The organism is Thalassospira lucentensis, assembly GCF_032921865.1.
GTDB classification, from domain to species: domain Bacteria; phylum Pseudomonadota; class Alphaproteobacteria; order Rhodospirillales; family Thalassospiraceae; genus Thalassospira; species Thalassospira lucentensis_A.
Genome location: NZ_CP136683.1, coordinates 53,100 through 63,472, shown reverse-complemented (window position 1 = coordinate 63,472; position 10,373 = coordinate 53,100). Strand labels below are relative to the sequence as shown.

At 52.5% G+C, this 10,373-nt stretch carries 15 protein-coding genes; 11 read left to right on the top strand and 4 right to left on the bottom strand.

The window, feature by feature from the left end:
• Nucleotides 1-42: 42 nt before the first annotated feature.
• The 4 genes from R1T41_RS00285 to R1T41_RS00270 all read right to left on the bottom strand — a co-directional run bounded on the left by R1T41_RS00285 (nt 43) and on the right by R1T41_RS00270 (nt 3,603).
• The gene (locus R1T41_RS00285; protein WP_063093944.1) at nt 43-765 is read right to left on the bottom strand and encodes a copper resistance protein B; all 723 of its coding nucleotides are present in this window, start codon (nt 763-765) and stop codon (nt 43-45) included.
• Nucleotides 766-767: 2 nt separating this feature from the next.
• Entirely contained in the window at nt 768-2,450 is a 1,683-nt protein-coding gene (locus R1T41_RS00280; protein WP_317337017.1) for a copper resistance system multicopper oxidase, read from the bottom strand.
• A 78-nt stretch (nt 2,451-2,528) separates the two neighbouring features.
• Nucleotides 2,529-3,092 carry a plastocyanin/azurin family copper-binding protein gene (locus R1T41_RS00275; protein WP_317337016.1) on the bottom strand — a complete coding sequence of 188 codons (564 nt, stop codon included), beginning with the start codon at nt 3,090-3,092 and terminating at the stop codon, nt 2,529-2,531.
• A gap of 154 nt (nt 3,093-3,246) precedes the next feature.
• On the bottom strand, nt 3,247-3,603 hold the full coding sequence (locus R1T41_RS00270) for a hypothetical protein (RefSeq protein ID WP_197482590.1): 357 nt from the start codon (nt 3,601-3,603) through the stop codon (nt 3,247-3,249).
• A gap of 355 nt (nt 3,604-3,958) precedes the next feature.
• Here R1T41_RS00270 and R1T41_RS00265 point away from each other — a divergent pair, with 355 nt between their 5' ends.
• The 11 genes from R1T41_RS00265 to R1T41_RS00215 all read left to right on the top strand — a co-directional run bounded on the left by R1T41_RS00265 (nt 3,959) and on the right by R1T41_RS00215 (nt 10,353).
• Nucleotides 3,959-4,288, top strand: coding sequence for a hypothetical protein (locus R1T41_RS00265; protein WP_063089330.1), 330 nt, complete (start codon nt 3,959-3,961; stop codon nt 4,286-4,288).
• Nucleotides 4,289-4,603: 315 nt separating this feature from the next.
• The gene (locus R1T41_RS00260) at nt 4,604-5,545 is read left to right on the top strand and encodes a hypothetical protein (protein ID WP_317337014.1); all 942 of its coding nucleotides are present in this window, start codon (nt 4,604-4,606) and stop codon (nt 5,543-5,545) included.
• A gap of 14 nt (nt 5,546-5,559) precedes the next feature.
• Entirely contained in the window at nt 5,560-6,048 is a 489-nt protein-coding gene (locus R1T41_RS00255; RefSeq protein WP_114095852.1) for a DUF411 domain-containing protein, read from the top strand.
• 132 nt (nt 6,049-6,180) lie between these two features.
• Nucleotides 6,181-6,666 carry a c-type cytochrome gene (locus tag R1T41_RS00250; RefSeq protein ID WP_114095849.1) on the top strand — a complete coding sequence of 162 codons (486 nt, stop codon included), beginning with the start codon at nt 6,181-6,183 and terminating at the stop codon, nt 6,664-6,666.
• A complete protein-coding gene (locus R1T41_RS00245) occupies nt 6,663-7,268 on the top strand; it encodes a DsbE family thiol:disulfide interchange protein (protein ID WP_114095851.1) in 606 nt (201 codons plus the stop codon). The genes R1T41_RS00250 and R1T41_RS00245 overlap by 4 nt, the downstream gene beginning before the upstream one ends.
• Nucleotides 7,265-7,867 (top strand): TlpA disulfide reductase family protein, encoded by a 603-nt coding sequence (locus tag R1T41_RS00240; protein ID WP_317337011.1) that lies wholly within the window; start codon nt 7,265-7,267, stop codon nt 7,865-7,867. The genes R1T41_RS00245 and R1T41_RS00240 overlap by 4 nt, the downstream gene beginning before the upstream one ends.
• 13 nt (nt 7,868-7,880) lie before the next feature.
• Nucleotides 7,881-8,297, top strand: coding sequence for a hypothetical protein (locus R1T41_RS00235; protein WP_197467363.1), 417 nt, complete (start codon nt 7,881-7,883; stop codon nt 8,295-8,297).
• On the top strand, nt 8,290-8,550 hold the full coding sequence (locus R1T41_RS00230; RefSeq protein WP_062959163.1) for a hypothetical protein: 261 nt from the start codon (nt 8,290-8,292) through the stop codon (nt 8,548-8,550). The genes R1T41_RS00235 and R1T41_RS00230 overlap by 8 nt, the downstream gene beginning before the upstream one ends.
• Before the next feature lie 62 nt (nt 8,551-8,612).
• Nucleotides 8,613-9,263, top strand: a complete 651-nt coding sequence (locus tag R1T41_RS00225) for an SCO family protein (protein ID WP_062959162.1) — start codon at nt 8,613-8,615, stop codon at nt 9,261-9,263.
• Nucleotides 9,260-9,709, top strand: coding sequence for a copper chaperone PCu(A)C (locus tag R1T41_RS00220; protein ID WP_062959161.1), 450 nt, complete (start codon nt 9,260-9,262; stop codon nt 9,707-9,709). The genes R1T41_RS00225 and R1T41_RS00220 overlap by 4 nt, the downstream gene beginning before the upstream one ends.
• Nucleotides 9,706-10,353: a cytochrome-c oxidase gene (locus tag R1T41_RS00215; RefSeq protein WP_101270203.1), complete on the top strand. Its 648-nt coding sequence runs from the start codon at nt 9,706-9,708 to the stop codon at nt 10,351-10,353. Before R1T41_RS00220 ends, R1T41_RS00215 begins: the two co-directional genes overlap by 4 nt.
• The last annotated feature ends 20 nt before the right edge of the window (nt 10,354-10,373 follow it).

The following is a 10,373-nucleotide window of genomic DNA, read 5'->3' as shown; positions in this document are numbered from 1 at the left end:
GCAAAACAGACAGGGAGGAAAGTCCTCCCTGTCGTGTGATGCTTAGAAAAGAAGGCGGAGACCGGTTACGAGGTAAGTTGCCTCGTAATCTTCGCCGTCATCTTTTGCAAAGTCTGCGGTTTTGCCGAGTTTCCGCTCATAGGCAACCCCGATATACGGTGCAACGGCACGGTCGATGAGGTCATAGCTAAGCCGCAGTCCGATCTCTGCGCTTGAAAACCCGCGTCCGACCTCAATCTCGCGATCGTCAGAGAACGCAGCATTCAGCTCAAGCGAAGGTGTGAGGATTAAACGATTGGTCAGCAAGCCTTCATACTCAACATCAAGCCGCGCACTGCCGTCTCCGGTCTCGCTGACAAACAGATCAGCGTCGACTTCAAACCATTGAGGAGCAAGCCCCATGATTCCAACGGTTCCATACCAACGATCTGTTGTGCTTGGCGTATCCAGACGAATACCGGCTTTGGCATCGAAAAAGTCGCTGATTGGTGTTTGCAGGACCAGTCTGTTCTCGAAGTTTTCGTAAAGGTCGTTTTTGAGATCACGCTCGCCTTCGCCTTGCCAACGTAACTTCAGTTCATCGGTGCCAACAAATGCATCACCATCCCAAACGAAAAGATTTTCCCCTTCGTCACCAGAGCGGTATTCAAACTGCTCCATTTGAATGCCATAAAAGATGTGATTGTCTGCTTTGGCAGTGAACGAGAAGGACAGGATCGTGGAAAGAACACCACCACCAATCGCGGCCAAAGTTAGTGTTTTCATTGTTATTGAACTCCATTCTCAAGTGCCGCGACGGCTGGACCGCCCTCTACAACCACTTTTCGGAACATGCCAGAAGCCATGTGATAGCTAAGGTGACAGTGGAAAGCCCATTGCCCAGGTTCATCAACTTCGGTTTCCGAATAAACGGTCATGCCAGGGTTGATATTGATGGTGTGTTTAACCGGATCCCATTTACCGTTGCCAGTATCGAGGATTGACCACATCCCGTGCAAATGCATCGGGTGTGACATCATGGTCTCATTGACGAACTTGAAGCGCACCCGTTCGCCATATTTCAAGCGGATAGGTTCTGCATCTTCATATTTGACGCCATTGATTGACCACGTATAGCGTTCCATGTTTCCGGTAAGGCGCAGTTCAATTTCACGCGTTGCAGGCCGTTCAGGGTACAAAGGCTTCTGTGCCTTCAGGTCGGCATAGGAGAGGAACTTTCCGCCATTGGCTGCTTTTGGTGTCAAACCACTTCCAGCGGCATAGAAGGGATCATCTTTGGACATTCCCATCTGAGAATGATCCATTCCGGCCATATTCGAATGGTCCATTCCAGCCATACCGTTCTCGTTACCACTGCCCATCGAAGAATGATCCATTCCGGCCATGCTACCGTGATCCATTCCCATGTCCGCCATTGTCAGCAACGGAGCGTCCATGCGTCTGGCTGGCATTTCAGCTTTCAACCCTTCTTGCGGCGACAACGATCCGAATGCATAACCCGAGCGTCCCATTGATTCGGCCATGATTGCATACGGCTTTTCAGCTGTCGGCTGAACAATCACGTCGTATGTTTCTGCAACCGAAATGCGGAATTCATCAACCTTGACCGGTTGAACATTGTTGCCGTCGGCCTGGACAACAGTCATTTCAAGTCCCGGAATGCGGACGTCGAAGTAAGTCATGGCCGATGCATTGATGAAGCGCAGGCGCACACGTTCGTTTGGCTCAAATAGTCCGGTCCAGTTTTGTTCCGGTGATTTACCATTGATGAGGCCGACGAAGCCCTGAACGTCTTCAATATCTGTTGGCATCATGCGCATGCTGCCCCAGTCTCCACGTTCAGAGAGAGTTTCTCCCAAACCGTTTTCCGAAACGTCGGAGATGAAGTCTCCGAGCGTGCGTTGGTTACGGTTGTAGTAGTCCGGCATCATCTTTAGGTTGCGCAGAATACGCGCCCCGGAATGAGGGTGCTTGTCTTTCAGAACAACGACATATTCACGGTCGAACTTGAATGGCTCGCGTTTTTCGGGTTCGATAACAATTGAGCCGTAAGCGCCATCTGGTTCCTGGAAGCCAGAGTGGCTGTGAAACCAATAGGTCCCGCTCTGTTTGACAGGAAAGCGATAGGTAAAAGTCTCGCCCGGTTCGATCCCGGTGAAGCTGATGCCCGGCACACCGTCCATCTGGTAGGGAAGGATCAACCCATGCCAATGGATAGATGTAGTCTCGTCCAGGTTGTTCGTCACGTTGATGACGGCATCTTCGCCTTCTTTGAGGCGCAAGGTCGGACCGGGCGAGGACCCGTTATAGCCAATTGCTTTTGTTTTCATTTCCCCTGTGTCGATTGTTACGTAGTCGACTGACAGGTCATATGTTGCTGCGTTCGCTACTGATGACACAGCAATAACGCTTAGCGCACCGAGAAGGGCACTACCAAGAAACTTGTTCATTTTTTGATATCCTTTGAGCCGGGTGCGCCAGAGGGGATAGGTAGGGTTTCCCTCTGGCACAAGCCCCAAAAGCAGTGATTACTGCAGGCGAACTTTACCGACCATGCCGCTCTCGTAGTGACCCGGGACATTGCACGCAAATTCAAGTTCTGCGTCTTTCGGGAAGGTCCAGATCACCTCGGCAGAATCACCCGGCTCCAGAAGCACGCTGTTCGGATCGTTGTGCTTCATGGTTTCGCCGTTCCCCATGTCCATTTCCATCATGTCCATGTTGATTTTGTCTGCTTCAAGGGCCCCATGTTCCATCATCATCATCATTTCTTTTTGATGGTCCGCGTGCATGGCTGCGGTGCCAATGTTGAACTCGTGAACGAATTCACCCTTGTTTTCGACTAGAAAACGAACGGTTTCGCCGCCGCGAACAACAATCTTTTCCTTGTCATAGAAATTGTCTTCCATCGTGATCCGAATTGTCCGGCGAACATCAGAGATATCGCCAGGCGCTCCGATTTCGACGCCATCATTATGACCGCCACTATGACCCGCACCCGCAAAGGCAGGTGACTGAAGACCGACAAGCGCGCCAAGAATAAAGGTTGAAACGCTAACGCGACGCATAAGGGAATTCTTGAAGTTGGGCATGTATATGCTCCTAATAGATATTCAGTAAGAAGGCCCTCGTCCCATGTTCAATCACGACAACAGTCTGCGCTGCTGTAATTCAGGCAAAACGCTGTTTCATTCGAGGAACAGTGATTGAACCAGGCAAAGGGATGTTCGGAAAATCTGAAATATCTCAGGAACGCGGAGGCTTGGCTCTAACGTCCAAACCTGCGGAAGTCAAAGTCAGGTCCTGATACCAGTATGTTACCGCAAGCACCGTTGGGCTGGAAGACAGAACACCTTCTACTTCTTTAACGAACGGGCCGCAAACCGCCATACCGCAAAGATCCGCATGCATGTCACGTCGATCATGTTGCGAGCTATCAGAAACATCGATCATGACGCCGTGATGATTGTCATGGCCATGTCCCGAACCTGCTTGCACACCCTCAACCCCCGACAGCAGAACTGTCATGGCTATCGCGATTGCAAGAAAGCAGGAAAGGATGCGCACGGAATGTTCCTTAGTGATGCATTGCAACATACGCAATATCGGGCTCCCCCGGTTTCGTCAAGTGGCAATATTGTGGCAAAGACAGACTATTTCACGAATTTACATCTGCTGCTTGAGCCATCAGCAAGGTGAAAACAATAGATTACTGCATTCGTCGCCATGAAATCACGTTATGCGCTACAGATGAACAACCTGTTGTGCTGAGTTATTCACTAATCTGCGGGTATGACTTGCTAACAATCAATTTATAGATGAAGCACAATCAAATCCTATTAAATGCTGCGTAACCCAACAATTCTCCTAGTCTCTGGATATGGGCACAGAGGTGCAGCAATAGGATTTACTGTAGTTCGATATAGACAGCATCGCATCCTTGGGATAGAAGTAAACCATGCTCAATCGCATCAGGTTTTTGACCATACTTTTGATAGCTGCTTTTGCCGTCGGGACAAGTTTCCAGACGGTCAATGCTGCTGTTATGGAGGTCGGGATGCCGATGGCGGAATTGGCAATGGACAATTGTCAGGATTGTTCTGGCAGCGGCGACATCATGCCGGACTGCGATATTGCGTGCCCTCAGGTATCAACTATCGCAATTTCGCCTGTACAAGTTGCAATACCTGCACTCGCCTCAGTCGAGCATTTCGGGCCGACAGGCAGCCTTACCGGCCGCTCAAACTCTCCCGATCCATTCCCTCCCAGAACCAACACTCTGAACTGATATCTCCTTAATCCGTTTTGGTTTGAGGATATCAGTGTCATGGGGCATCACCGCGATTTCTCATGACGTGCTGCTTCGTGCCCGCAATTTTTATTGCGGGCTTGAGAGCTTCTTCAGACAGGGTCGGAAATCATGTTTTCCGATCTACGAGGCCCAAAAGCACGGCTTCACTCAATGGACAGGCGGCAATCCGCCCCTGCCTTGAGCGCCCCGCTTTTACGGGAGCCCGACCCCTGAAGATCAAACCTTATAGGATCATTGTGAGCAGGTTCCGTATCACGGTCTGATAGCTCCAACTCCTTGAGAAACAGGCATATGAAGAGAAACACCATAGTGGGTGGCGCCGTTTCCAGACGTGTGCTGCTTCGCGGTCTCATGGCGGGTGCCGGCCTCTACCTGTTGCCAGCCACGGCCTTTGCCGCGATTAGCAAAAGCACAAGCAGTGCAATCGTTTTTGACGGCAATTCGCTGATTGTTGCGCGCGGTACCTCGCTTCTTTATCGCAATGGGAGCCAAAACTGGACAGCGCTGCCGAAGGTGTCGGAAGGCACCATTCTCACTTTTACAACACATCCAGAAAGGCCGGGCCGCATTGTTGGCGGTCTGGATACCGGCGGGATTGTTCTGTCTGTCGATGGCGGGAAAAGTTGGGACGTGCGCGGGCAAGGACTGCCAGAAGCTGCCGTCACTGCCATCACAACGGCGGTGACAAACCCCGATACCTTATATGCCGCCATTCGTGGTGACGGCTTATGGCAGAGCGATGATGCCGGTCAGTCATGGACGTTTGTCATGGATCGGCCATGGCTGGCGAATGCCGAGCGAGATCTGACAGCACTGTCTTCGATCGATCTGGCAAGCGGAATGGGCGGGATCTGGTTGTATGCCGGAACCGATACCGGTGCAACGCGTGTGCCGGATTGTTTCTGCCGTTGGCAGGATGTCCAGCCGGGCGATGCCATGGATGCCCTTGCCGCTGGAAAGCCCGCACCTCCCAAAGCACCATTACCTGAGGGTGAACCCGTGAATGCGCTGGTCAGTGCCGCATCGCAACCAGCCATACTTTACGCCGCATTGCCATCCGGAATTTGGCATTCGCTGGATGCGGGTGTCACCTGGTTAAAGCGATCAGAGGTCATCGCAACAGCTATCGCGGTTCATCCGTTGCGCGCCGATGACCTCGCGATTGTGAATGATGACGGCGTTTTACAAAGCCCAGACGGTGGCAGGACATGGACCGCCATCTCGAACATATGATGATGGAGAAACAGATGAGAAAATTTGTGATTTTGACAGGTGTTGCGGTCCTGGCTGTTGCCGGAAGTGCTGCACTTACAATGTTCCCTCCGGGAAAAGGAGAGGCGCAAGAGAACGTGACGGTAGCTGGTGAGAGAAGCAAATCGATCACAATTTATCGGGATCCGAACTGCGGATGCTGTGATGCCTACGGCGAATATCTTGAGACCAATGGATATCAGGTTACCCGTGTCGATGATCGCGATTTCGCCAAGCGATCCGTTGCCGCCGGTGTCCCGGAGCAAGGGCTGGGCTGCCATCTGGCCGAGATTGACGGATATGTCGTCAGCGGGCTGGTTCCTGCCGAGATCATTGAACGGATGCTTGATGAACGCCCGGAAATAACGGGTATTACGCTGCCCGGCATGCCACCGAACGCGCCGGGCATGGCACCTGAAAAAACCGGGACGCTGAAAACTTATGCCTTCGGAGAGGGCGGCATTGCCGTTTACGCCAATGAATGAGTGTTTTGGACAGATGATGGATGGTTCGATGATGATGCTGATGATGGCAGGAGGCGGTCTTTTGTTCCTTCTGATCCTTGCGATCCTGATCATGAGTGTTCTCGCGTTGTTTAAATATCTACGGGGCAGGAAATGATCGCTGTATCGCCTAGATCATTGGTCACCGGATTAATGGCTGGCGTCGGCATGGCTTTGTTGTCCGGGGTAGCGGATGCTGGATCAACGCCCGAGAATCTGACTTTTCTGGAAAAGCCGATCACTCCGGAACAGATTGCACTGGGCAACGATGTCTATGCTGAATTCTGCGCATCGTGCCATGGTGCAAATCTTGAGGGGCAGAAAAACTGGAAGCGCCGCCTTGATACCGGGCGGATGCCTGCGCCGCCGCACGATGCCAGTGGTCATACATGGCGCCATAGCGACCTGGAACTTTATGCGATGACCAAGTTCGGGATTGGCGCTGTCGTGCCGGGATATGAGAGCGATATGCCTGCATTCGAGGATGTGCTGAGTGATGAGGAGATCATCGCGGTACTTGGCTATATCAAGAGTGTCTGGTCGGACGAGGAACGTGCATTCCAGCACAATCTGAATCCTAAAGACAGGAGGGCGAAATGAGTGCAGTCCCCAAAAAACATCGCCCGCAAAAGCACTTCAACCGGCTGATCTATTTTCTGCCGCTTGGCATCGCCTTGATATTGGGTGTGGCCCTGGCGAAGGGATTGACTCTTGATCCCAACACACTCCCCTCGGCCCTGTTGGGCAGACAGGTCCCCGAATTTGACCTTCCGCCGGTAAAAGGCCGGATGCAAGGTTTGTCGAGTACGGATATCAAAGGTGAAGTGTCGCTGGTCAATGTTTTTGCCTCCTGGTGTGTCGCGTGCCGTGAAGAACACCCCGTGTTCATGAAACTGGCCCGCGACGGCACCGTTCCACTGCATGGTCTGAACTATAAGGATCAGCCTGACGACGCTGCAGAATGGCTCGATAGCCTTGGCGATCCCTATACGAGAACCGGCGCGGACATTAACGGGCGTGTGGCAATTGACTGGGGCGTCTATGGCGTCCCTGAGACCTTCGTTGTCGATGCAAAAGGGAACATTGCTTACAAGCATGTCGGGCCGGTAACGGAAAAAGTGTTGGCCGAGACCATTCTGCCAAGGGTCGAAAAATTGCGTAATGAGGCCTCAGGTGCCGGAACTGCGGAGGCACCTCGATGAAGAGCCTCTTGGTGTATATGAACCTGAAAGTGGGGTTTGCCGCTGGCATCATACTGGTGGTTGTTACCACATTGACCATAGTTTCGTTACGCAACGAGAAGAATGCCCCCCATCAGGCGACGGACAATGCAAGGCAGCTTCAACACCGCTCGTTTGTCATGCATGATGTTCCCCGGCCTCTTCCCGGGTTCGGGTTTGAGGATGCCGAAGGTCGGCCTGTGACACTGAGTGATTTTGAGGGAACGGTCGTCTTGCTGAATGTCTGGGCGATCTGGTGTGTTCCTTGCCGCGAGGAAATGCCAACCCTGGATGCCTTGCAGGCCGAACTTGGCAATTCGGTCTTCAAAGTTATCGCTTTGTCAATCGACCGGGCCGGAGCGGATGTCGTGCAGGATTTCTATAGCGAAATCGGCATCCGGAATCTGGACCTCTTCATCGATCCAACCATGAAAACCACGACGGCTCTGGGCATCCCCGGTTTACCGACGACGCTTCTGATTGACAGGAACGGCCGCGAGCTTGGTCGACTTGTCGGACCGACCGAATGGGCGACAGCAGAGATGATAGATTTTCTTAAATCCCACATCTACACCGATTGAGGAAGGAACTCCTATGACCGAGATACAACAAGCCAAATCCGGTAATACCTCGCTTGGGCATGACGTGGTTCATGCCGTTCGATATTACCTGAAGGGACGTCGCGGTGTATTTGTGCTGGCTGGAACTGCCCTTGTCGCTGGGCTTGCATTTAACTGGAGCTGGCTGGTTGCCGCCGGTATCGCGCCATTGCTCGTCTCCGTTCTGCCGTGCGTGGCGATGTGTGCGCTGGGTTTGTGCATGAACAAAAAGGCCTGTTCATCGCAAAAGAGCGCCAGCGATATCGCCCCTTCATCCGATGAAACCCCGAAAAACAGTCTTCCCGGCAACGAGGCCGGAAGGTCCCCGGCTGCATCAGGCGCAAATATAGCGTCTGTAACACCCCAGTCGGGACATGAGTCCACAACCGAAAGGAATGTTAGAGATGCGTAAATCAATCAAACTCACCGCGTTTGCCACAATGATGGTCGCGGGACTGGCGACAACAGCCCTATATGCCCAGGAAGCCCAAACTCCGGACAAGCAATCCCCGATGATGGAGCATGATGGCAATTCAGGCATGGGGGATATGCAGGGCATGATGGGTATGATGAAGATGATGAGCCAGATGGGGCCGATGATGGAGCAGTGTACTGAAATGATGGCTGCTATGACCGATCACATGCCGCAGCCTTCCGACAAATAACATCGTGACATGACACCCGCCCGGGACAAATACCCGGGCGGGATTTTCCACGGGATCGTTTCATGACATCGCATAATTTCAACCGGTTACGTTTCGTCCGTTCTATATTATGGGGGATGGTTGTTCTTGCTGCCCTACTCTTTGGCGGCGCATATATCTTTCAGGCTTCCGACCACAAGCAGATGTCGTCGGGGGCCGAAGGGACGGGAGAAGCCGCAATTCACTCCGATTTTTCCTTGACCGATCATCAGGGAAACCGTGTAACCGAAGCAAGCTTCCCGGGGCGTTGGCAACTTGTCTTTTTCGGCTTCACACACTGCCCTGATGTTTGTCCGACCACACTGGCCTATATGGCAGATGCGCTTGACCGAATGGGGCCTGAAGCAGACCGCGTGGCACCGTTATTCATTACTATTGATCCGGTACGCGATACGCCTGACGTCATGGCGGAATATGTCGGGGCCTTTCATCCGGCCCTGATCGGGTTGACCGGCAGCGAAAAGGATGTTGCCGCAGCCGCCGAAGCCTTCCGGGTCTATTCCGAAAAGCTGGACGACGATACCGCACCGGACGGCTATTTGATGGCCCATTCCGGGCATATATATCTGATGGCACCGGATGGCCGTTACCAGACTGTCTTTCGGGAAGGAGACCAGTCGGCAGAAGACATGGCAATCCGGGTTCTTGCGATCATGAACGGGAATACAATATGAAAAGAACCGCCATCGCCCTCGTTATGACCTTGCTGACAGCACTACCGGTTTCTGCCGAGAGCCTTGTCGAAATATCTGACGCCTGGGCACGTGCCACGATCCTGACATCCCGTCCGGGGGTGGCATATCTTACGATCACAAGTGCTGCGGCCGACCGCCTTCTGGAAATCACCACACCTGTGGCAGACCATGTGATGATACATGATGTCGTCAAGGTCGATGATGTTCGCCGGATGCGACATGTCATGGCTCTGGATGTTCCCGCCAACCGCCCGGTCACTCTGGCGCCGGGGGCAATGCATCTCATGTTGGCGGGATTGCATGAAAAACTCCGTGAAGGACAGAAGTTTCCCATGACATTGCGCTTTGAAAACGCAGGCGAGATTAGCATTGACGTCGCCATTCTTGGCATAGCTGCCGCCGGGCCGCAGGGGGAAACAGAATGATCCGGTGGTTGTTTTTGATCCTGGCGTTGACGGCCTCACCTGCTTTTGCGAATCATCCCGGTGAAGACCTTGACGAGGTGATGGCGGATAAAGAGCCATATTTTGAGGTGACAAACACCGGAAAGGTTCCAGAGATAGAACTTTTCAACCAAAATCAAGGTCGCTTTAATTTGAGCGACCTTGATGATCAGATACTTATTTTAAGTTTTGTGCCAAGGGATTGTGGTGCAGCCTGTGCAGAACAGCAAACCCTACTGGCGTCCTCTCAGGCGAGGCTGAATATTAGCCCGATGCGGGAAATGGTCACGTTCATTACCGTTCATTCCGAAGATTTTTCAGATACTCCTTCTTGGGATCTGGTGAACTGGCGGCCTGTTATGCCGTCTTCGGATATCAGTGCTGTAACTGTTGCCGATAAATTCGCCAAATTGAGCCAGCGTGACGGGTCTGCACCGATGATTCATATTATCGATCGGAATACCCGCCATGCCGGTATTTTTCACGGCACGAGTTTCAATCAGATGAATCTGATCCTTTACGTGAACGGATTGACAAACGCTGCCCACCCCCCAAAGCCGCCTGTTGAAAAGGGGTGGCTGGATCAGTTAACAGACTGGTTCTCAAAAGTAGGAAAAGAGCCCTGAACAAAGATAGGCTTAGCACT